At 70.6% G+C, this 22919-nt stretch carries 17 protein-coding genes; 1 reads left to right on the forward strand and 16 read right to left on the reverse strand.

Features of this window, described 5'->3' with window-relative positions; all coding sequences use genetic code 11:
- Positions 1-31 precede the first annotated feature (31 nt).
- Entirely contained in the window at positions 32-1057 is a 1026-nt protein-coding gene (locus tag VT85_RS01325) for a hypothetical protein (RefSeq protein ID WP_068409503.1), read from the forward strand.
- 26 nt (positions 1058-1083) lie between these two features.
- Here the strand turns inward: VT85_RS01325 and VT85_RS27255 are convergent, their stop codons facing one another.
- The 16 genes from VT85_RS27255 to VT85_RS01405 form a co-directional block, all read right to left on the reverse strand.
- On the reverse strand, positions 1084-2184 hold the full coding sequence (locus VT85_RS27255; RefSeq protein ID WP_068409505.1) for a Gfo/Idh/MocA family protein: 1101 nt from the start codon (positions 2182-2184) through the stop codon (positions 1084-1086).
- Between the two features lie 20 nt (positions 2185-2204).
- Entirely contained in the window at positions 2205-2888 is a 684-nt protein-coding gene (locus VT85_RS27260; protein WP_068409507.1) for a DUF1080 domain-containing protein, read from the reverse strand.
- Between the two features lie 67 nt (positions 2889-2955).
- Complete coding sequence (locus VT85_RS01340) at positions 2956-3867, reverse strand: metallophosphoesterase (RefSeq protein WP_082858268.1); 912 nt, start codon at positions 3865-3867, stop codon at positions 2956-2958.
- 123 nt (positions 3868-3990) lie between these two features.
- Positions 3991-4848 (reverse strand): FkbM family methyltransferase, encoded by an 858-nt coding sequence (locus tag VT85_RS01345; RefSeq protein WP_068409509.1) that lies wholly within the window; start codon positions 4846-4848, stop codon positions 3991-3993.
- Positions 4849-4878: 30 nt separating this feature from the next.
- Positions 4879-6093 (reverse strand): ABC transporter permease, encoded by a 1215-nt coding sequence (locus tag VT85_RS01350; protein WP_197491028.1) that lies wholly within the window; start codon positions 6091-6093, stop codon positions 4879-4881.
- Positions 6081-6845, reverse strand: a complete 765-nt coding sequence (locus VT85_RS01355; protein WP_082858269.1) for an ABC transporter ATP-binding protein — start codon at positions 6843-6845, stop codon at positions 6081-6083. Before VT85_RS01355 ends, VT85_RS01350 begins: the two co-directional genes overlap by 13 nt.
- On the reverse strand, positions 6842-8125 hold the full coding sequence (locus VT85_RS01360; protein WP_068409511.1) for an efflux RND transporter periplasmic adaptor subunit: 1284 nt from the start codon (positions 8123-8125) through the stop codon (positions 6842-6844). Before VT85_RS01360 ends, VT85_RS01355 begins: the two co-directional genes overlap by 4 nt.
- Before the next feature lie 27 nt (positions 8126-8152).
- Positions 8153-9034, reverse strand: coding sequence for a hypothetical protein (locus VT85_RS01365; protein WP_197491029.1), 882 nt, complete (start codon positions 9032-9034; stop codon positions 8153-8155).
- Positions 9035-9058: 24 nt separating this feature from the next.
- A complete protein-coding gene (locus tag VT85_RS01370) occupies positions 9059-11446 on the reverse strand; it encodes a hypothetical protein (RefSeq protein ID WP_156512607.1) in 2388 nt (795 codons plus the stop codon).
- A 147-nt stretch (positions 11447-11593) separates the two neighbouring features.
- Positions 11594-12478 (reverse strand): FkbM family methyltransferase, encoded by an 885-nt coding sequence (locus tag VT85_RS01375; RefSeq protein ID WP_068409515.1) that lies wholly within the window; start codon positions 12476-12478, stop codon positions 11594-11596.
- Positions 12479-12505: 27 nt separating this feature from the next.
- Complete coding sequence (locus tag VT85_RS01380) at positions 12506-13834, reverse strand: glycosyltransferase (RefSeq protein WP_068409517.1); 1329 nt, start codon at positions 13832-13834, stop codon at positions 12506-12508.
- A 9-nt stretch (positions 13835-13843) separates the two neighbouring features.
- Positions 13844-14809, reverse strand: a complete 966-nt coding sequence (locus VT85_RS01385; RefSeq protein ID WP_197491030.1) for an SDR family oxidoreductase — start codon at positions 14807-14809, stop codon at positions 13844-13846.
- Between the two features lie 11 nt (positions 14810-14820).
- Entirely contained in the window at positions 14821-15699 is an 879-nt protein-coding gene (locus VT85_RS01390; RefSeq protein ID WP_068409519.1) for an alpha/beta fold hydrolase, read from the reverse strand.
- Between the two features lie 23 nt (positions 15700-15722).
- A complete protein-coding gene (locus tag VT85_RS01395) occupies positions 15723-17339 on the reverse strand; it encodes an alkaline phosphatase family protein (protein ID WP_068409521.1) in 1617 nt (538 codons plus the stop codon).
- A complete protein-coding gene (locus VT85_RS28145) occupies positions 17339-17647 on the reverse strand; it encodes an acyl carrier protein (RefSeq protein ID WP_068409522.1) in 309 nt (102 codons plus the stop codon). Before VT85_RS28145 ends, VT85_RS01395 begins: the two co-directional genes overlap by 1 nt.
- Before the next feature lie 30 nt (positions 17648-17677).
- Positions 17678-22855 (reverse strand): type I polyketide synthase, encoded by a 5178-nt coding sequence (locus VT85_RS01405; RefSeq protein ID WP_068409524.1) that lies wholly within the window; start codon positions 22853-22855, stop codon positions 17678-17680.
- Positions 22856-22919 lie beyond the last annotated feature (64 nt).

Raw genomic sequence — 22919 nt, forward strand, 5'->3', positions numbered from 1 at the left:
TCACCGCGCCTCGACTTGGAGGAGATCTGCGATGAAGACGCTACCCCTCGTTCTTCTGGCGGTGCTCTCCGCGCCGATCCCGGCCGTCGCGGCCGGTCGCACCGAGTTGGGCGTCCAGGGTGCCCGGTTCACGGTGAACGGACGGCCGACTTTCCTGCTCGGGGCCAGCTACTACGGCGGCCTGGGGGCTCCGGCGGATTTCGTCCGACGCGACCTCGACGACCTCCAGCGCAACGGTTTCAACTGGGTGCGGGTCTGGGCGACCTGGGGCGCGTTCGGCCGCGACGTCTCGGCGGTGGACGCAGACGGCCGGGCTCGCGAACCGTTCCTGGGCCGTCTCGTCGAGCTGGTGGCCGATTGCGATCGTCGCGGCCTGGTCGTGGACGTCACGCTCACGCGCGGGGACGGTACCGCCGGCGGGGCCTTGCCGGACTTCGAATCGCACAGGAGGGCCGTCGAGACGCTGGTCGTCGCCCTGAAAGCGCATCGCAACTGGTATCTCGACCTGGCCAACGAACGCGACGTCCGCGACGCGCGGCATGTGCCGGCCGAGGAATTGAAGCCGCTCCGCGAACTGGTCGGCCGGCTCGATCCGGGGCGGCTGGTCACGGCCTCGTTCGGCGGCCATGACCTCGACGAGCCGGACCTGCGCGAGGCTCTGCTTGCCATCGGCCTGGACTTCGTCTGCCCGCACCGGCCGAGGGAGCCCGGCTCGCCCGGCCGGACCGAGGCCGCGACGCGCGCCAGCCTGGACGCGATGAAGGCCGTCGGCCGCTCGGCGCCGGTGCATTATCAGGAGCCTTTCCGGCGGGGCTACGGCCCGTGGGAACCCTCGGCGGCCGACTTCCTCGACGACCTTCGCGGCGCCCTGGCCGGGGGCGCCGCCGGCTGGTGCTTCCACAACGGCTCCGAGCGCGGCGCGGCGGGGGACGCCCCGCGACGCTCGTTCGACCTCCACGACCGCCGCTTGTTCGACCAGCTCGATGAGGAGGAACGACGCGTCGTCGATCGGGCCGCGTCGCTGGTGCCCCCAGCCGAGGGGCCGAAGCCCCGGTGAGGATCGCCTCGAAGGGATCGACCGGCTCAGCCCAGCGTCTCCAGGGGATGCCTGGCGCGATCGGCCAGGGGGAACGTGACGGGCCCTCCCCTCGCCTGCGAGGCGTAGCAGGCGAGGACCATCTCGACGGCCGCGCGGCCGTCGTAGACGTTCGCCAGCGGCTGGGAGTCGGTCTCCACGGCGCGGATCAGGTCGGCCACGATCCGCCGATTGGTCGGGATCAGGTCGGTCGCGTCGGGATTGCCGACGTCGCCGCCGGTGATCTCGACCCACCCCGGCGCCCAGGCCCCGCTCCAGGCCGGGTCGGCCAGCAGCCGGGCGTGGGGCGCCCACCCGGTCCCCAGGTCGATCCGCCCCTTCGAGCCCAGGATCTGGACGCCGAAGCGCTGGCCGGGCTCCCTGGGGCGAGCGGTGGCGAAATGGGCGACGGCGGGCTTGCCGACGAATCCGTACATCGCGTCGGCGCGGTCGCCGGCCAGCGGGCCGATCCCCTCGGCCCCGTCGCGTACGTCGGCCGGGCCGATGGGGCGTCCGGCTTCGGTGACGCGGGCGAAGCACCAGGCGGACTCGCCGAGCAGTCCCCGGAAGAGGTCCATGATGTGGACGCCGAGGACCATCAGATCCTCGCCGCCACCGCGACGATCCTCCTTGCCCCGGCCTCGCACTTCGAGGACCTCGCCGATCGCGCCTTCGGCGATCAACTCGCGGACCCGATCGTACTGCGGGCTGTAGCGGGTCTGGAAGGCGACGGCCAGCTTGGTGTGGGAGCGCTCGCAGGCCGTGACGATGGCGTCGCAATCGGCCAGCGTGGGCGCCATCGGCTTCTCGCAGAAGACGTGGATGCCGCGCTCGGCGCAGGCGACGGCCATGTCGCGATGGCCGTCGAGCCACCGGGAGGCGATCGCCACGAATTGCGGCTTCTCGCGGTCGAGCATCTCCCGGTAGTCGGCGTAGCCCCGTTCCGCTCCCAGCCGCGCGACGGCCGAGGCGAGCCCTTCGGGGTCGTCGTCGGCCACGGCGACCAGTTTCAATTTGGGCGGATCGGTCATGGCCCGGTCGATCTCGTGACCGTAGCCGCCCCGGCCGGTCCGGCCGATGACCGCCGCGCGGTAGGGAGGATTGAACATCGCGCGCCTCGCGTTGGGTTTTATTCCGAGCCGACCTTCTCGCCCGGCTTCAGCTCACGGAGGCGGACGTTCCGCCAGCGGACCTGATACGGGCCCTCGCCGCTGGCGATGCCGTGGACCTGGAGCCCGATGAGGCCGCTCTGGTCCAGGCCGTCGGTGAAGTCGCTTGCGGGCTCGCCGTTGACCCACGAACGGTAGCGGTCGCCCTGCACCACGATCCGGTACTTGTTCCAACCGTCGTCGTCAAACGCGTCCTTCGCCTTGGGATTGAGCTCGGCGATCCACTGGCCTCGGCGGCCCTCGTCATAGAACCGACCGGCCGTCCCGGTCTCCTTGCGGGCGATCTCGCACTGCGGGCCGTACACGACGCCGGCCCGGGGGGTTCCCGGCTCGTAGATATGGCTGCGGACCTGGACGCCGGAGTTCAGCCGGGGGTCGCACTTGACCTCCAGCTCCAGGACGAAGTCCTTGTAGTCCCCCTTGCAGAGGAACGTGTTGGGGCTCCCCTCGACCGTCGTGCCGACGATCGTCCCGTCTTCGACCGCGTACGTCGCCTTGCCGCCGCCGGTCTTCCAGCCGTCCAGCGTCTTCCCGTCGAAGAGCGAGGTCCAGCCCTGGTCGTCGGCGAAGGCCGAGGCGGACGCCCCCAGGCACGAGAGGACCGCCAGGGTCCCTGACAGGATGATTCCCGATCGTGAAAACATGAAGAAACTCCAGAGTGAAGAGAGTGGAGAGGCGTGCTTGCGTCGAAGGCCGCCCGGCGTTGGCGGTTCATCGCCCGGTGGGGGCGTTCCAGTCGTAGGCTCGCTGTCGACGGAACCCCCGAACCCGGATCGCGCCGGCATCCAGGTCCACCAGGGAGTACCCGTTGTTCTCGGCTCCCGAGCCTTCGATCATGGCGACCAGGGTGACGTAATGGACGCCCCGGATCTCGCGGTAGTCGTTCTTGTGGCTGTGACCCTGGAAGACCGCCCGCACCGCGCCCGAGGCTTCGAGGGCGGCCCGGACCTCGGCCGCGTTCTTGACGCCGTAGGGGCTTCCCACGTCGAGCCGCTGGTGGGCGAAGACGATCGTCGGTTTGGGGTTCGCCGCCAGGTCGGCCCGGAGCCACTCGACCTCGTGGGCCGGGATGTTGGCGTCGGTCCACTCGGAATTCTTGCGGCCGTAGGGCTCGCCGTCGCTGCGGAAGCAGGCGTCGAGGACGATGAAATGATGGTCCCCGGCGTCGAAGGAATAGAACGACCGCTCCTGGCCGACCTTGCCGAGGAACTCCGGCTTGGTCAGGGTGTCGACGCAGTGGTTGCCGAGGACGTAATGGCGACGCTCCGCGATGGCAGCGATCTCCCGGTCGATGCGATCGAGGTATTCGAGTTCGACCGCCACGGAGTCGGCGGCGTCGATCAGGTCGCCCAGCTCGACGAGGAAGTCGGCCTCCTCGCGACGGAACCGCTCGGCGGCCTCGGCGAGCTTCGGCAGGGACTCCCGGTAGTGCCGGGTCCCCGCCGGCGGCTTGTCGGCGTGGTGCAGGTCGGTGATCAGCCCGAACCGAACCGCGGGCCGCTCGCCCGCCCGGAGCGTGGAGGCGATCGTCGCCGGGGCCGCGCCCAGCACGAGAGCGCCGCCCGTGAGAAAGGCCCGCCGTCCGATCCGGACGACGTCCGGGGAGTTCGCGTTCATCTTCATGTTCCGGGGCCAGGGGCGTCCGCCAAACGGCGATCGAACGAAACGAGAGGCCCCATTGTGGGCATCGGATCGGGCCGGCGAAAGGCCCCGCCGCGGCCGTCGCCCCCCTGCGCGTCCGGGATGCTACCCGGCAGTCCGGATCGCGGCCTGGGGTCGGCGGGAGCCCACGGGATCGGGGTCCCTCCTAGCGTAGACGTTGAAGACGCCGAATTCGCGGCTCCAGTCTTCCTGGTCGGCGACGACCTTGAAGCCATGCCGGGCGAGGAGTTCGAGGATGCGCGCGAGGCGGCCGTCGATGTCGTGGACCTCCAGGACCACCTGCCTGATCCGGGCCCAGCCCGCGTCGTCGATCCCCGCGAGGACTTCCCACTCGCTGTTCTCGACGTCGATCTTGAGGAGGTCGATCGAGTCGACGTTCTCAAGCTTGAGGATGTCGCCGAGCGTCCTGAGTCGGCATCGGACCGTCTCGCGGCCGGAGAAGAAGTAGAGGTCGAGCAGCTTCGCGAGGGCTGATCGCGGCCAGTCGCGCAGGCGTCGCCCGCTCGCTCCGGCTTTCCGGGGGCCTCCTCTCGCGATGAGTTCGTTGCGGCCGGCCCGCAGCCCCGCGATATGGCCGGGGGAGCAGGTCGCCAGGGCGGAGGCGCGGGGGAAGCGGGTGAACGTCGCCTCGCCGTCGTGGTCGGAGAGCCCCACGTTGAAGAGCCGGACCCTGTCGGCGAAGGGGTCGGTGTTCCGTCGCAGCAGTTCGAAGGTCTGGGGGATGGGTTCGAAGGCGAAGAGGGTGAAGTCGTGCAGGGTCCGCGCCAGGAAGACGTCGAACATGCCGATGTTCGCCCCCACGTCGAAGATCGTCGCCCCTTCGCGCAGCTCGACGCCGTGCCGGAGGTAGCAGTTCTGGACGAAGATTTCGTGGTAGAGGAACCGGGCGTCGATCCGGTTCGGGGCGTGGATGCTCAGGCCGTTGGGCAGGCGAACCTTCATGATGATCCTCCTCGCGGGGCGTCGGCGTTGTCATTCGTGGCGCAGGGCGTCGATCGGATTGAGGAGGGCGGCCTTGACGGCGGGGAGCATGCCGAAGATCGTCCCCGTGCCCGCCGAGATCCCGAATCCGAGGCCGACGGCCCACCACGGCACGACCACGTCGACCATCTTCGGGTGCAGGCTCGCCAGGGCGCAGAGGCCGAAGCCGAGGGCGACCCCGACGCCCCCGCCGAGGAGGCTCAGGGTCACGGCCTCGGTGAGGAACTGCGCCAGGATGTCGCGTCGGCCCGCGCCGACGGCCTTGCGCAGGCCGATCTCGCGAGTGCGCTCGGTGACGCTGACGAGCATCATGTTCATGATGCCGATGCCGCTGACCAGCAGCGAGACGCCGACGATCCCCGCGAGCATGGCGGTGGCCGCCAGGCTGATGGCGTTGAACGCCTCCAGGATCTCGTCCTGCGTCCTGATGCTGAAATCGTTGGGCTGGTGGGCCTCCAGGCCGTGTCGGCGTCGGAGGAGGTCGGTGATCTGGGCGCGGGCCTCGGGCACCTGCGCCTCGGAGGCCGCCATCGCGACGAACGCCAGCTTGCGCCGTTGCGAAGGATACATCTTCAGCGCCATCGTGTAGGGGACCAGGACGACGTCATCCTGGCTGGTGCCGATGAGCGACCCTTTCTCCTTGAGGAGCCCGATGACCAGGAAGCGGCGGCCGTCCAGCAGGAGCGACCGCCCGACGAGCCCCTCGTCGACGTTGAGCTTGCGGAGGACGTCGCGGCCGACGAGGCAGACCTGATGCGCCTGCTCGACGTCGACCACGGCCAGGGGACGCCCGACGTCGACCTCGAACTTGCGGATCGCGTGGTACTCGACCGACACCCCCTCCAGGGGGGCGGTCACCTCGTCCCGGCCGTACCGGACGGAGACGGCCGCCTGCCGGGGATCGGGCGAGACCAGCCGCAGCGCCTCGCAGCGCTCGCGGATGCTCTCGACGTCGCGGACGTCGATCTCGGCGCGGCCGAGGGTGCGCCCCGCGTCGCCCGCCGGGCGCTCGGGTGCGACCCAGACCGCGTTCGTGCCCCACCCTTTCAGGAACACGGCCACGTAGCGCGAGAACCCCAGGACCACGCTGACCACGGTGATCGTGGACGCCACGGCGATGACCATCCCGACCATCGTCAGCAGGGACTTCGGCTTGCTGGTCCAGAGCTGCTCCATCGCGATCGGAACGTTTCTCACCAGGGACATGGCTGTCCTTCCCGACGTTGGGGGCGGGATGCGGAGGCTCGGGCCCGCTCCCACGGCGGGCCGTCGTTCACGTCGTCGGATTCGACCCGGCCGTCGCGGACCCGGACCACCCGCCGGCAGCGCGCGGCGACGTCCGGCTCATGGGTCACGATCACGATCGTCTGGCCCTGGGCGTGCAGCGCGGCGAAGAGCCCGAGGATCTGGTCGCCGGTGTGAGAGTCCAGGTTGCCGGTGGGCTCGTCCGCGAGCAGGAGCGACGGCTGGAGGACGAGGGCCCTCGCGATGGCGACCCGCTGGCGCTGGCCGCCCGACATCTGCGAGGGCCGGTGCTCCATCCGATCGGCCAGGCCGACCCGGTCGAGGGCCTCGGCGGCCCGCTCGCGGCGATCCCGGACGCCGGAATAGATCAGGGGGAGCTCGACGTTTCGCAGGGCGGTCTGGCGCGGGAGCAGCTCGAAGGTCTGGAAGACGAAGCCGATCCGCTCCCCCCGCACCCGCGCCAGTTGCGACTGCGAGAGCCCCGCGACGTCGCGCCCCTCCAGCCAGTAGCGCCCCGAGGAGGGGGCGTCGAGGCAGCCAAGGATGTTCATGAGAGTCGATTTTCCCGATCCCGAAGGGCCCATGATCGCGATCAACTCGTTGGCGTCGATGCGCAGGTCGACCCCCCGGAGCGCGCGGACGGTCTCCTCGCCCACCCGATACTCCTTGGCGACCTGTTCCAGCAGGATGATCGGTTCCCGGGGGGGCGTCATCGCGGGTCCTCCGCGTCGCCGACGACCTGCACGGGCTGGCCGTCCGTGAGTTGATCCAGGGCGCGGAACGGCGCGACGACGACCTGTTCCCCGGCCTCGACGCCGGAGAGGATCTCCGCGCGGTGCTCGTCGGTGAGGCCCAGTTCGACCGGGCGGGCGCGGGCCACGCCGCCTTCGACCACGAACGCGACCTTGACGTAGCGCATCCCCGATTCTCGCACGCCCCCGCCCGGCGAGCCGGCGTTCCGATCGGCCCAGGCGAGCACGGCGGGCGTGCCGGGTAGGTCCTTCCGCCGTCGATGGACGACGGCGTGGGTAGGAACCCCCAGCGCGTCCTCCGTCCGGCGGACCTCGATCTCGACCGTCGCCGACATCCCGGCGCGGAGCGACGGGGGGGCGTCGTCGACCCGGATGCGGGTCTCGAAGCCGACCGACTCGCCGGTCTTCCTCCCCTTCGCGGTGACCTTCTCGACGACCCCTTCGATCGCCGTCCGGCCGTCGGCCTGGAGGTAGATGAGCGACGCCTGGCCGGGCTGCACCAGGGGGATGTCGGACTCCTCCACGTCGGCGATCACCCGCATGCGGCTCGGATCGGCGACCGTCATCAGGACCGTGCCCGGCAGGTTGATCGTGCCGGCGATCACCACCTCCCCGACCCGCACCGAGAGGTCGGTCACGACCCCGTCGATCGGGGACCGGATCTCGGTGCGCTTCACTTCCTCAAGGCTGATCGTCCGCAGGGCCTCGCTCTCCAGCAGCTCGCGGCGGCTCATCTGGAGCGCGGCCTCGGCCTTGTGGAACTGCGTCCGGGCGTCGGCCAGCTCCGTCGGCGTCGAGTATCCCCGGTCGGCGAGCCGTCCGTGCTGGGCCTCGTCGCGGGCGGCCTTCGCCAGATCGTCCTCGGCCTGAGTGATCGCGGCGCGGTGGCGGTCGAACCGGGCCTGCGCGGAGAGAAGCCGGGCGTCGGCGTCGGTGCGATCGAGCTTCACGAGCACGTCGCCCGCCTTCACGGCCTCCCCTTCCTTGACGTCCACCGCGACGACCCGGCCCAGGATCTGCGAGCCGATGTTCACTTCTTCGACCGACTCCACCACCCCGGGCGCGGTGATCTTGCGGACGATCCGGCCCCGCGACGGCGTCTCCACGCGCACCTCGATCGGGGGCTCCTTGACGACCCGCCAGTCGACCACGATCGAGCCGGGGTCGCGATGGAGCTTGGCGAAGGTCAGCGCGGCGGCGATGGAGCCGACCAGGGCCAGACGTGTGATGAACCGAAGCATTCGTCCCTCCCGAGCGTCGATCCCGAATCAGAAACCACCGGGTATCAGCATCAGACGCATCGCGGCGCCCGTGACGAGCGTCGTCCCGATCCGAATGGCCGTCTCGATCGCCGCCAGGCTCGTGCAGGCGACGATGGCTGTCGCGAGGTTCGCCTGGCCGCGGCGCCAGCCGCCGAGGATCAAGGCGGCCCAGCCCAGCAGCGCGAAGGCGTCAACCTGGCGCCAGGCGACCCATGAGGCCGCCCGGTACGTCCCCGATGGAAGCAGCAGCGCCATCGAGGCGTCGGCTTCGAGCGTCGGCAGGGCGAACACCAGGGCCGTCTGGAGCGCCAGGCCCAGCACCCAGAAGCCCTGCAAGACGGCGCATTCGTCCAGGGCGAGCGGGAAGCCGACGGGCCGACCGGCCAGCGCGGCGAGTGCGGCCAGGAGCGTCGCCGCCAGCAGGGCGCGGACGGCCGGCGCCAGCGGTTCGACGACGAGATCGCCGATCAGGGCCAGCGCCGTCCAGAATCGCAGCGTGGCCCGCTGGTCCCGGATGGCCTTCTGGATCTGACGGTCGCCGATCTCGCCGACGGCCCGCGACTCGACGCGGGCGGCCCCCTGCTCCACGGCCTGCCGCAGCGCCAGGGTCTTCGCCCCCGAGAGCCACAGCAAGCCCTGGAAGTCCAGGATCAGGACCGCCCACAGGATTAGCAGCGACCCCGCCCGCCCGGTCGCCCCGGCGCGTCGTCGAAAGCCGAGTCGGCCGACGGCGCGGGACCGTTCGGCCTCGTCGACGAGCGACGGCGATTCGGCGAGCCCGTCGCCGCGATCGGGTCCGTCCCCGGCCGAGCGATCGGCCGGGGGGACCCGGAACCTCGGCGGCGGTTCGCCGGTCGCGGTCTCGCGTCCATCTTCGATCGTTGGCACGAGTGGATCTCCGAGGTCCGGCGGTCAGCGGTCAGCGGTCGTCGGTCGGCTCGTGATCGTCGGCTGTCGTCGCGATCGCTTCGGGGCGGCGCGCGGCCTCGTCCGGTCGTGGTCGTCGCCCTGGCCGTTATTCAGGACGCCGCTCGGCAGGGCGCCGGAGAGAGCCAGGTCGATCCGCCTGGAAAGCCTCGCGATCAGGACGTCCAGGGGGCCGGCCGGCGGCGGCGCCGGGTTGACGCCACGGGCCCGCGCCAACCGTTCCCGGACGGCGTCGAGCCGCGCCCTGGCGGTGGCGAGGTCGTTCCCGGCCGCCGCGGCCCGGCCTTCGTCCAGCAGGTCGGTCGCGCCCGCCAACGGCTTGGCCAGCTTCCGGTCGGCGGCGAGGAGCGCGACCAGTTCCGACCGGACCCCCTCGAACGTGGCCGGCGGTCCGAGATCCGGGATCATCTTGATGTTCGAAGGGGGCGACAACTTCCCCTTCCGGTCCTCGGCCTGCACGTAGTAGGCGTACGTCCGCCTGGGGGCGACGCCGCGATCCTCGAATTGCGGAGTCGTGGCGGTGCCGATCTCCACGAAGCCGCCGGGGACCGAGAAGACGCCCGGTTTTTCGCCGGGGCGCATCGGATCCTCCTCCCCCGCCTCGGGGAGGAGGCCCAGCAGGAACCCGAGGTCGGCCTTCTGATAGGTCGAGCGATAGACGTGGTATCGAACGGCCCCCGGGCCGGGGCTCCAGGAGACGTAGGCCCGCCCGCGCAGGGCCTCCACCTCCACCTCCTCGGGGCTCGGCGGGGGCTGGGGCGAGCCCGCCTCCTCCTGGGCTTCGCCGTCGCGTTCCTCATCCCCGGCGGGAGCGATCGGCGGCGAGCCTCCCGAGGCTGGAGTCGTCGGCGGCGTCCTCGTCGTCATCGTGGCCGTCGTCGAGGGGAAATTCGACGCGACGGCCGTGGCCGCCGTCGGGACCGCGCTGGAGCCTGCCAGCCAGACCTCCGTCCCCTGGACGTAGTTGACGGTCCCCAGGAACAGGCCGACGGGCGTCGAGGCGAACGTCCTGAGCCCGAAGTTGAACATGTTCCCCATGCCGTTGCGGACGACCGGCGACCAGGCGACGCCGTTCGTGCTCGCGAAGACGTCGAATCCGAACTCGGATCGGAAGTAGGGGGCCAGCGGGGACGAACGCAGGGCCCAACTGTCGTCGTTCGTCCCCGCGTAGAGCACCCCGTCGTGCTCCTCCATCCGCCAGATGTGCGCGTTGAACGGATTGCCGAAGCCGTCTCCCAGGCCGCTCAGCGGGAAGATGAGCCCACGGGGGGCCAGCCGGGCGTTCCCCGCGATCAGCTCCCATGTGTCGTTGGGGTTGATCCGGATCAGCTCGGACGAGGGGAGCAGCGTGGAGTACCAGCCCGCGCTCCCCACGTAGAGCCTCCCCTGGAAGGGATACATGCTGACGACGGACGTCATGACGGGTCCGCGTCCGGCCCCGCCGGTCACGACCGGGGTGATCGCGTACGGGAGGGCGCCCGAAGCCTTGGTCTTCCAGACGGAGTAGCCGGTCGATTGGTCGCCGGCCCCGAAGTAGAGCGAGTCGTTGAAGACGGACATCTCATAAACCTGGAGCTCGGGCGGGGTGACCTGCCGGAAGCTGTTGTTCCCCAGCCTCGGGTTGGACGACTCCAGGACGAAGCCGTTGCCGGTCAGGCCGAGGCTGGCCGAGACGTACAGTCGGTTCTTGTAGACGGCCGTCGCGCGGAACGTCACGGCCTTGGTGTCGCCCAGCACCGTCCCGGGATTCTGGGGGACCGCCTCGAAGACCTCGCGGGGCTGCTTCGTGATGGGATCCCTGACGATCGTCATTCGGAGGATCCGCGGCGGCGGCGCCCCGGGCGTGAACTCGCGGGCCGTACAGCCGACGATGTAGAGCGACTCGGTCCCGTCCGACTCCCGATACACGACCATGTCGCGATACCCGATGTCGCGGGCGACGTTCGTCCCCGGCGCCTTCTCCGACTGGAAGACCCTCGTCCATTGTCCGGTGGTCGGCGCGTACCGCCAGACCTCCGCCCGCAGGTCCAGATCCGAGGGGTTCAAGGGACAGGGGATCAGCGGGTCCGCGAAGATGGCCTGGAGCGGGATGATGATCGGGTAATAGAAGGCGATTGTGGCGTTCTCGACGCACTGGAAGTCGCGGTTCGTTCCGACGTACAGGTTCCCCTGGAACCATCGCATCGACCAGGGATAGCTATTGTGGCGGTCGCCGAACCCCGGGAGGTTGGTCCGCGTGAAATCCGAACGGGTCAACTGGCCCTGGACGGCCGGGGTCGCCAACAGGATCGCGACGACCGTGAGCCCCCAGGTTAGGCGCGAAGAGGACGATCGAGGCACGCCGCTAGGATGATGAAGAACGACAGGTGGCATCGCAGACTCCTCGAATCATGACGACTCGATCGGACGCAGGCCGCGGCCGATTCGCACTGATGGGATCAGACCAGGGACGCCCGCGCTCCGCCGTGGAGCGCGGGCCGTCGATCGGGGCTGGCGGACGCCGACCGATCGAACCTTCGGCTACACCGCCACCGGGCCGCCCGCCCGGCCGATCGTTCGCGACGATCGGTTCGTGGAGCCGGCCTCCTCCGGCCGGCGTCGTGCGTAGATCAGGGAGACGGGCGACCGACGATCCTCGTTCGTGCGGTCGATCGCGACCTCGTAGCCGCGATCTTCGAGCCATGCCGCCATGCCGTCCGGTCCCGATTCCACGTCGTGAACCTCCACCACCAACTGCTTGACCTTCCCCCAGTCCGCCTCGTCGATCCCGCGCAGGACGTCCCACTCGCTCCCCTCCACGTCGATCTTGAGGAGGTCGATCCGATCGAGCCGGCGTTCCGCGATGATCTGCGAGAGTCGAGTGAGCGTGCAGACGCGTTCCTTCTTCCGGGAGGCGTAGTAGAGCAGCCCGCCCACCCCCCAGGAGCGGAGCCGCTCTCGAATCCCACGGAAGGGTCCCCGCCCGCCGCCGTCGGCGCTCCGGTCGCCCAGGTGGATCAGGATGTCGCGCAGGTCCGCCCAGCGCTTCTCCAGGCGGTCCGGGCACGACGTGGAGAAGCAAGGGAGGTGCGGGTAGTAGGTGAAAGCCGCCGTCCCCTCCCGGTCCGAGAGGCCGACGTTCCGCGCGACGATCCTCGACCCCAGGTGGCTGGTGTTGCGCCGCAGGCAGGCGAAGATGTCGGGGACGGGTTCGAAAGCGTGGATGGTCACGTCGTGCAGGGTCTCGGCCACGAAGAGGGAGAACAGGCCCAGGTTCGCCCCGACGTCCAGGACGACGTCCCCCTCGTGAAGCTCAACGCCGTTCCTGAGATACACCTGCTCGCGGAAGATCTCGTCGAAGAGCAGCCTCGCCTCGCCTCGGCTGGGGCCGTGGATCACCCTCCCGTTGGGCAGTCGGATCCTCATCGCGGTTCGCCTCCTGGATGTCGCAAATCAGTGGACGAGGGTCTTCGCCGGGCGCCCCGCGTTCGGCGACCGAGCAGCGAGCGTTTCCAGCAGGACGGCGGCCCCGGCGGGTCCGGGATGCTCGGCCATCACCCCGGCGATCCGACGCGCGTTGCGACGGAAGCTCGGTTCGTTCAGCACGCGCTCGACGGCGGCGCGGAGGCCGTCGGGCGTGCATCGGCGAGGCGTGAGCCGCAGGCCGGCCCCGGCCTCCACCACCCGACGCGCGTTGTCCGGCTTGTCCCAGTGGGTCGGCACGATGATGAGCGGCACGCCGAGCTGCAGCGCGGTCAGGACGGTGCCGGCCCCCCCCGTCGTCACCAAAACCGAGCAACGCGGGAGCAGATCGCTGTGGCTGACCCAACGCTCGACTCGGATGTTGGGAGCGATCGGGCCGAGGTCCAGCTCGGCCGGGTCGCGCTGGGAGCCGGTGGTCAGGATGACCTGCATGGGGAGGTCCGCGAGGCCGCGGGCCGCGGCCCGCAGCACGACCGGGTCCTGGAAATGGGCCGTCCCCTCGGTGACGTGGACCCACGGCCGATCGGTCGGGAGTTCGTCCAGCCACGCCGGCGCGGGCGCGTCCTCGGACTTGTTCCACACGCAAGGCCCGACGTAGTGGACGCTCGGCGGGAGGTCGTGGCGGTCGTAGTCGATCTCGCGGACGCTGGGGATCAGGTAGAGGGGCAACCTCGCCATGTGGGCGTTCACGGAGCTTTCCATCGGCGCCAGCCCATGCGAGGCGCGGACCTTGTTGACGTGTCGACGGACGCCGATCGCCAGCACGTCGCCCAGCTTCGTCACGGCTTTCGCCAGCAGGCGGGTGCGGAAGTTCCGGGGCGACGGCAGGCCCGGCCCCCCCGGCGGGGCGTCGGGGCCGGGGATGAGGCAGCCCATCAGCGTCGTCAGGATCGCCACCGGGACCGGCGACGTCTCGCCCAGGACCACGATCGGCCCCCACATCCCGGTCTCCGTCACGATGACGTCGGGCCGCCACTCATCGACGATCTCCTGGATGTCGGCGACCTGCTCCGGGAGGGTCCCCGCCAGCCAGTCGCGGAAGGCCCGGAGCAGCAGCCGGGGCGAGTGCCAGCCCAGCGTCGCGCGGGTCTCCGCCGCCTGGACCGCCTCCCAGATGGGCTCCTCCCGCAAATGGTTGAACGGGAAGAGCGTGACGCCCTGGGGCTCGATCACGGCCCTGGTGCTCTCGCTGGTGTAGAAGGCCACGTCGTGCCCTCTGGCCTTCAACGCCCTGGCGACGCTCATGAACGGATTGATGTGGCCCACGAACGGCCAGACGGTGAACAGGTAGCGCGCCATCCCACCCTCCTATTCCGAATCGGTCCTGTCGGTCGTCGCCTCGGCCATGACCCCAGGCGCGGCCCGTCGTCGCGCGGAGGCGAGGGACGTTCCCCGCCCCGACTCGCGGGCGGGCGCGGTCGCCCCGTCGTCCCGGATGCGACGCAGGAGCGCCCCGAAGTAGAGCCCGTCGAAGACGCGATCGGGGAGCAGCCCGCGCAGGGCGAGGGCGAGCCAGGCGGGACGTCCGACGACGTAACGCATCCGGGGCCGTCGGCTCGTCAACGCGCGGTGCACGGCCTGCGCCACGTGCGTCGGCCGGGTCTTGCGGGTCTCCACGAAGCGGTCGGCCAGCTCCTCGTGCTTCACGAACATCGCGTGGTAGGGGCTCTCGGGATCGAGCGCGTGGGCCGCGTTCCCCCGGTTCACCGACCACCGCGAGGTCTTGATGATCCCCGGCTCGATGAGGATCGCGCGGATGCCGAACGGCCGGAGTTCCAGCGCCAGCGACTCGCCGAATCCCTCCTGGGCGAACTTGGTGGAGCAATACGCGCTGAGGCCGAAGGTCGCGATCCGGCCGCCGACCGAGGAGATGGTCACGACCCGGCCCCGCCCGGCGGCCCTCATGTGGGGGAGCACCCGGCGGGTCACGGCCATGGTGCCGAAGACGTTGGCCTCGAAGACGTCGCGGATCTCCGACATCTCGAGATCCTCGAAGCACCCCCGCAGGCCGACCCCGGCGTTGTTGACCAGCCCGTACACGCCCCCCCCGCCCTCGACGACCGTCTCGACCGCGCGGTCGACGCTCGAAGGATCGGTCACGTCGAGCTGCACGACCTCAAGCTCGACGCCCCTCTCCCGCGCGGCTTCGAGCACGGCCGGGCGGTGTCCGAGGTCGCGGACCCCGGCGAAGACCTTGAAGCCGCGATCGGCGAGGTGCAGCGACGTTTCGAGCCCCAGGCCCGTCGAACTGCCGGTGACCAACACGGTGTCCATCTTCGGGCTCCTCATGCTCTCGACCCCGCCGGGCGAGGGACGGCGACGCGATCGGGCCCCGTCGCCGCCGACGGGGCCAGGGTTTCGATCAGGTGTTCCACCACGGCCTCGGGCTGTTCGAGCGGCCCGAAATGGCCCCATTCCGACGAGGGGAGCATGACCGATCGGGCATTCGGGATATGTTCGAGAAGGTAGTCGTGGCTGCCGAGGAACGCCGAGCCCTCGGCGTAGATCAGGTGGACCGGGGCCTTGATCCGGGGGATGTTCTCCAGGGGGAGGTCGCCGACGATCTCGTAGTCGCGGACCAGAGGGGTCGAGTCCAGGACGCGGAGGAATTTCTCGGGATTGCGCGGAAGGCCCCTGAGAGGCCCCCACTTCTTGGGCAGGCTCATGCTCTTGCGCACCATGTATTCGAGGTCGCAACGATGCTCCGGCGGCACCGTCACGCCCGATCGTTCCAGCACCTGGACCCAGTACGACCAGCCCACCCAGTCCTCCCGGGTGCGCAGGTGGATCAGGGCCGGAAGCGCGGCCTCGATCGCCCCGACCTGGAGGACGCGGTCGGGATTGCGGAAGGCGTAGTAGAGCGCGACGTCCGCGCCGTAGCTGTGGCCCACCAGGTTCGCGCGCTCGATCCCGAGGGCGTCGAGCAGCTCTTCCAGGTCCGCGGCCATGTCGGTGGCCGAGTAGCCGGAGGGGGGCGTGTCGCTGTAGCCGTGGCCCCGGAGGTCGTAGGTCAGGATGCGGAAATGGTCCGCGAGCATCGGGACGATCTTCAGGTGCCACACGGCCAGGTTGCCCGTGAGCCCGTGGAGCATCACGAGGTCGGGCCCTCGGCCGGTGCGCTGATAGTGGAGCGTCAATCCGCTGGGAAGGGTCGCTTTCGGCATTCCATCCTCCGGGCCGCTTGCTGTTATTCCAGGTATCCGAGGGCCGACAGGCGTTTCAGGACCAGCCGCTCCTCCTCCGCGTCGAGGCCGACCCCCGCGCCGATCGGCTCGTCCGCGACGGCCGCGGGAGTGGGGCGTCCGACCCCGACCGCGTCCGCGAGCGGCGCCGGCGACCACCCCGGTTCGATCGCCTGGGTCGGGAGCCGTCCCGACAGGCCGTCGGGGATCGGGATCCCCAGGCTGTGGAGCACGAACGGGGCGACGTCCAGCAGCGACAGCTCCGAGACGGCCTCGCCCCGACGGACGCCCGGCCCCCTCGCCAGGAAGACTCCCTCCGGGCGGTGGGTCCCCGCGGGCTCCGGCCTCCGGCCCATGACGTCGTCCGCGCGAAGGATGGAGACGACCGCGTCGCCTTCCAGCCGTACGGTCAGGTCCGGCCCCCAGGGCTCGAACGGCCCGGCGAAGACCACGTCGCGCGGCCAGACCTCGGCCACGACCGGAAGGCCGGTCTCGGGATGTCGGAGGCCCATCAGGCCTTCCGCCAACTCGTCTCGGAACCGATCGTAGTCCTCGGGGGCCACGCCCCCGGACTCCCCCGGCGTGCGGCGGACGATGTGGATCCCCTGACTGCTCGGGGTGGCGGCATAGGCCAGCGTCCGCTCCCAATCCATTTCGTAGACGTGTCGGGCGATCTGATTGATGCCCACCTGATGCGTCGCGTCCGGGCGGGCACCCCGGTCGCCGGACCAGGCCAGGAGGCCCCGCCGTTCGAGCCAGGTGTTGATGTAGAAGATGTCGGACGTCGGGCCGAATCCGTGATCGGACGCGAACAGGACGGTCGCGTCGGGTCCGGCCGCGGAGACGATCTCGGCGATCAGGCCGTCGAGCTCGCGGAAGTAGTTCTCGCAGGCCGAGCGCACGTCGCGCTCCCAGGGCGTCGGGTCGGTCGGGACGAGCGCCGGGTCGAGGAACCGCCAGCAGAGGTGCTGGAGCTTGTCGACGCCGTCGAAGAGGATCGCGCCGAAGTCCGCGGGCTCCTCCCGCATCAGGTGCAGGAAGACCTCGGTCCAGCGCCGCTCTCGACGCGTGTGGAGCGTGATCCAGTCGAGATACTCCTCGGCGGCGCAGCCCTCCAGAACCTTCTCCTCGAGCGCCATGTCGTGGGAAAGCTCGCGGGGATTGAAGGAGGGGAGCTCCTTCAGGCGATCGAACAGGCCCACCGGCCGGCAGCCGAGCCGGAGTTGCCGCCAGGGCATCCATCCCCCCGGCACCAGGCAGCCGTGGAGCGCCGGGGGAGGGAACATCAGGGGGAAGTTCAGCACGTTGCTCCGCAGTCCGCATTCGCCGGCCATCGACCAGATCGTGGCGGACTGGACGTCGTGCGACGTGGTGAAGCGGAAGTACCGGCTGTTCGGCGTCTCCTTCTGGAAGAAGTCGAAGACGCCGTGCTCGCCGGGACGCTTCCCGGTCATCAGCGACGTCCAGGCCGGCGGCGTGAGCGGCGGGACGACGGAGCGCAAGGTCGCCCGCACCCCGTCGGCGACGAGGTCGCGGAGGAACGGCATGACGCCGCCGGACATCAGCGGATCGAGCACGGTGAACGTCGCCCCGTCGAGCCCGATGAGTATCGTCTTGGGCATCACGCGACCCCCCCCGGCGCGGTCGCCCGCTGCTGCTGGCGGCAGATCAGGTCGACCAGCTCGCCGATGGTGACGTCCCGCTGATCCGCCTCTTGCTTCCCCAGCTCGGCGAGGAATTCGGAGAACGGCAACTGGCCGTAGCGCTCCTGAAGCTCTCCCCCGAGGATCACCAGGTCGAGCGAATCCATCGCGAGATCGCCCAGGAGGCGGGTCTCCGACGTGATCTCGCCCGAGTATTCCCAATCCCCGGAGAGCTCGGTCATGAGGTCGAGCACGGAGTCGAGGATCTGCTTCTGAGTGAACGGCATGGTTGCTCCTCTCGGTTCGTCGTTCGACCGTCATTCGACCTCTCGGTCAGCCCCCGCGAACGCCGGCGCGACCGCCGAACCGGCGCCCTGGCACAACGTCGCCGCCACGACCGACGGCCCGTGCATCGAGGTGTGGACGACCACCGGCGCGGCCGCGAGCCGGGGGTGGCTCTCGGCCAGCCGACCGGCGAGCCGGACGTGGACCGTCTCCTCCTCCGGCGTCACGGCGGCGATTGAAAGTGACGCCGGCGCCTCCGAAGTCCGCCCCCCCAGCGCCTTCACGACCGCCTTCTTGGCGCATCGGCAGCGAAACCACCATTCTTCGAGGCGGTCGACCGGCCGATCCCGTAACAGGGCCAGCTCCGCCCCCGACAGGACCGGCTCCGGGTGATCCTCCCGACGGGACGCCGACTCGGCGTGGATGCCCAGATAGGCCCCGCCCCCGCACTCGCTCTCGCGCTCAAGTTCGCCGCGAGCGGGCATGAGTCCGGCCAGGGCGACCGCCAGGTGCACGTCGAGCGAGATCGAGACGACGATCTCGCCGTCCAGCTCGTTTTCCCAGGCGCCGCCGACCGTCAGGCGGCCTTCGGCGTCGCGGCGGATCTCGATGTCGGCGAGCGGGGGCTCCAGGCCCAGGTGGGCGCGGAGCAGGTCCCGCGCGGCCTCCTTCGCCGCCGTCCGCCCGACCAGCCACTCCACCTGTCGCGACTCCGGGGCGGCCAGGCGGCGGAACTCCTCGCGCTCGGCGCGGCCGAGGACCAGTTGCGCCCACACGCGACGCCAGAGGCCGAGATCGGACGGGAGCCCGGAACCGAGCCGGCGGCAGGCGAAGGAACGAGGGCTGGGGAATGACTCGACCAGGTCGGGCCAGGGCTCGGAGAAGTCTCCCCCGGACGGCAGGATCAGCGGGTGGAAGGTCGCCGGCAGGTCGGACCGCCAGTCCTCCCAGCCCTGAAGCCGGAGGAGCGGGCGGCCGTCTTCGGCGACGATCTCGATGTCGGAGCGGAGCCGCCGGTCTCCTTCGGGCCGGATCATCGCCTCGCAGGTGGCCGTCGCGCCGGGCGGGAGGTTGGGGCCGAACAGGTCCAGGGCCTCCAGGCCGGAGGGGAAGATCACCTTGCCGGTGGCCAATCGCTCCGCCGTCCAGAAGCCGATCACCTGGCCGGCGGCGTCGAGCAGGACCGGGTCCAGCACGAAGTCGGGGGCCGGGCGGCCTTCGATCAGGCGGTCGAAGGGGAGCACGCGGAGCCTCGCCAGCGAGCCGTCGTCGGCCACGCGCTCGATGGAGGCGACCCCCCGCCACGACGGCCCGTGGAACATGACGTCCGAGTACAGCCGCTCCGGCTCGATCCGCGAGGGTCGGCCGTCGCGCAGCTTCGAGGACGCCCCGGCGGGCCTCGGCGGGTAGGCGTCCGCGAGGAGCACGGTCGCCTCGATCGCCGGGCTGGCCGGCGGCGAGTCCCCTCGGCGATCTTCCGTGAGGTTTCGGATCTGGACGACGATCCGGTCCGGGGACCCCGCCTGACGACGGGCCGTCGCCTGCAACTCCTGCGGGCCCTCATCGAAGGCGATCCAGCGGAAGGCCCGGAGGTTGCGGAAGCCGACGACCGTCCGGCCCGGCGCCAGGAAGGACGCGGCCTCGGCCAGAATCTCCATGCTCATCGTCAGAGGCATCACGGGGAGCGCCAGCAAATCTGGGTCGGCGCGGGATACGTCGCGGCCGAGGGTGTGGTCGCGGAGGTAGACGTCGATGGCCGGGTCGAAGACGCGCCGGGCGATCACCTCGTCCCCGGCCTTCACCGAGACGATCTCGCCGAGCAGCGGGAACGGGGTCTTCCTCGCGGAGCGGTCGGGGATCGGATTCGTCGGCGCGACCTCGGGAGCGACGGACCCGCCGTCGCCCGCCGCCAGGTACTCGTCCATCGTCCGCAGAAAGTCCCCGATCAGGGCGGAAGCGCCCGAGGGGCTGGTGAAGATCTCGGGCGGGGCGGCGGTCTCCTTCGGAGGCTCGGAGACATGGCCGTTCGCGGACGTCGGCGGGGACGACTCCGGGACGGAAACGCTGGGAACGGGCTCGACCGGCTCGGGCCGCTCGGCGACGAGGTTCTCGGACTCGGCGCGGAGTCGGCTCGCGAACTCGGCGGAGATCCGCATCGGCGGGAAGCCGGTGACGAGCTTCATCGCGGCCCGCGACGAGGGCCGGGGCGAGACGGCCGACGGGGCCAGGTCGACCCGTCCGACGTGTCGCCGGCGGTAGAGGAAGTCCAGGTCCAGGTTCACGCCGTGGGCGGTGAGGATCGCCGCCAGATGGTTGAGCTGCAAGATCCCCGAGCGCCGCTGGACGTTGGCCGGCACGGCGCAGAACCGCCGCCCTCGGAGCACGTCGTCGACGAACGAGCTGAGGTTGCCGCGCGGGCCGACCTCGACGAAGAGTCGCACCCCGTCGTCGTACAGGGTTTCAATCGTCTTGCGGAACTCGACGGGGAGCAGCCAGTGATCGACCATCAGCTTGCGGACCTCGTCCGGGTCCGGCGGGTAGGGCGCGGCCGTCGTGCACGAGTAGATCGGGATCCGCGCCGGGAGGATCGTCGCCTCGTCGAATATCTGACGCAGGTGGTCGACGTAGGGGGCGAACAGGGGCGTGTGGTAGGCGCGGTCGAAATTGAGCCGCTCGGAGATCAGCCCCTCTCGGCGGACGATCGCCTGGGCCCGGTCGGCGACCTCGTCCCCTCCGACGAGGACGGCCTGGTGGGGGCAGTTGTCCATCGCCACGTAGATCTCGCCGCCGACCTCGCGAGCGATCGCCTCGACCCGATCGCGGTCGGCCCCGACCGCCAGCAGCACGGCGCGGGGGACGCCGGCCCGCGACGCCTCCTCGTAATTCCGGTAGAGCTTGAGGCTCAGTTCGGAGAACTCCTCCTTGTCCGGATCGAGGAGCCCCGCTGCGCGGAGCGCGGAGAACTCGCCGGTGCTGTGCCCGACGATGACGTCGGGCCGGAGGCCCAGCCCCGTCATGAGCGACAGCGCGGCCTGATTCGCCGTCAGGACGGCCTCGACGGCGCCGGCGATCTCCCAGAGCCGGTCCTCCACCCGGTGTCCGCCGCTCCGCGAAGCGGCGGGCCTCGGGAAGATGTGGTCGCTGGGGACGTAGCCTCGCGGGTGGTCGAAATAGACGCGGTCGATCTGGTCGAAGCACTCCCGGACCTCCGGAAAATGGAGGCAGAGGTCGGCCAGCATGTTCGGATATTGCGAGCCCTCCCCGGGGAAGAGGAACGCGAGCTTCCCCTCGCGCCCCAGCGGCTCGGGGGCGTAATAGATCCCCGAGACTTCGCGGATCTGGCGGCGGCCTTCGGTCGATTCCAGCTTCCCGGCCGCCCGATCGAGCTTCTCCCGCAGGTCGGCCGTCGAGGTCGCCACCAGGGCCAGGCGGCACGAGGAGCCGTCGCCCGAAGTCGCGAGTTGATGATTGAGCGTGGACGCGATCTCGGCAAGGCGCATCGTCTCGGCGTCGGCGTACCCGGCCGGGTCGAGCCGGCTCGACAGCCGGCGGACCTTTTCGAGCAGCTCCGCCGGGGACTCGGCTCCCAGGATGCAGACCTCGGAGTCCCAGTCCGGCAGGTGGTCGGAGAGGTCGCCGGCGTTCGGCTCGGACGACGCGGCCCCCGGCGTGTCGTCGGACCCTGCGCGTCGCCTCGGCCGGGCCGGGTCCGGGATGTGTTCCTCGAGGACGGCGTGGGCGTTGATGCCGCCGAAGCCGAAGGCGTTGACGCCCGCCCGTCGCGGCTCGGGCCCCCCCTGGATCCAGGGCCGGGTCTCGGAGCAGAGGTAGAACGGAGTCCGCTCCAGCTCCAGCTTGGGATTCGGCCGCTCGCAGTGGAGGGTCGGCGGCAAGACCTTGTGGTAGAGGGCGAGGGCCGTCTTGATGACGCCCGCCACCCCGGCCGCGGGGATGGTGTGGCTGATCATGGACTTGACCGTGCCCAGCGCGCAGCGAGGCGGGCTCCCCCCACGTTCCCCGAAGACCCGGGCCAGCGCCTGGAGTTCGACCACGTCGCCGACGGGCGTCCCGGTGCCGTGGGCTTCGATGAGGCCGACCGTCCGGGGGGAGACGCCGGCCGCTTCATACGCGCGGCGGAGCGCCAGCTCCTCGCCCTCGACGCGGGGGGCCATCACGCCCTGGCCTCGGCCGTCGCTCGCGACCCCCACGCCCCGGATCACCGCGTAGATGCGGTCCCGGTCCCGCTCCGCGTCCCGCAGCCGCTTCAGCACGACCATCCCGATCCCCTCGCCCAGCAGCGTGCCGTCGGCGTCCTGGTCGAACGGGCGGATCTCCTGGCGTCGCGAGAGCGCGCCGAGCTGGCAGAAGATGCTGAGCGTCGGCATCGGGATCCAGACCTGGGAACCCCCCGCGACGGCCGCGTCGCACTCCCCGCTGGTCAGGCATCGGGCCGCGTGCTGGATCGCCAGCAGGGACGAGGCGCAGGCGGCGTCGACGGTGTAGCTGGGGCCCATCAGGTCGAGCCGGTTGGCGATCCGGCCGACGATGACGTTCGGGATCAGGCCCGGCATCGTCTCGGGTCGGAACGGCGGCAGCGCCCGCTTCAATTCGCGACGGATCGCCTCGATCTCGTCGTCGGTGTACTCCGGCCGGAGCGTCCTGAGGATCTCCAGGGTCTGGTTCACGACCAGGCCGTGCTGGACGGCGATGGCGTTGCCCCCGTTCAGGTACGTCCCCTTGCCGAGGATCACCGCCGTCTTCCGCCGGACGGATTCCGGCATCTGGAGGCAGCCGGCGTCGGCCAGGGCGTCGCGGGCCAGTTGGAGCGAGAGCCATTGATCGGGCTCGCCGCCGACGGCGACCGGCGGGATGCCGTGCGCCAGGGGGTCGAAGGTCGCCGACGATCCGAGATAGCCTCCGCGCTTGCAGTACACCCGATCGCCTTCGAGCGAGTCGGGGTCGAAGTACCTCGCCGTCGCCTCGGCCTCCGGCGGCGGGTCGGTCACCGCGTCGACCTTCCCCAGGATGTTCCGCCAGTAGGCGTCGAGCCCCGGCGCGCCGGGAAAGAGGCACGACATGCCGATGATGGCCACGGCGTTCGACGCCCCTCGACCGTCGCCGGGCGCGGCGGCCGACGGCCTCGACCGGCGTCGGAATTCGGCTCGACCCGTCGTCGGGTCCGGCTCTCTCGAACTCAGGTCGAACATCATGGCGTCCCTCCCAGGTCGTTCCGCGAAGCTGCGTGGACGTGTCGCCGACCTCAACGCGGACGGG

The organism is Planctomyces sp. SH-PL62 (assembly GCF_001610895.1).
Classification (GTDB): Bacteria; Planctomycetota; Planctomycetia; order Isosphaerales; family Isosphaeraceae; genus Paludisphaera.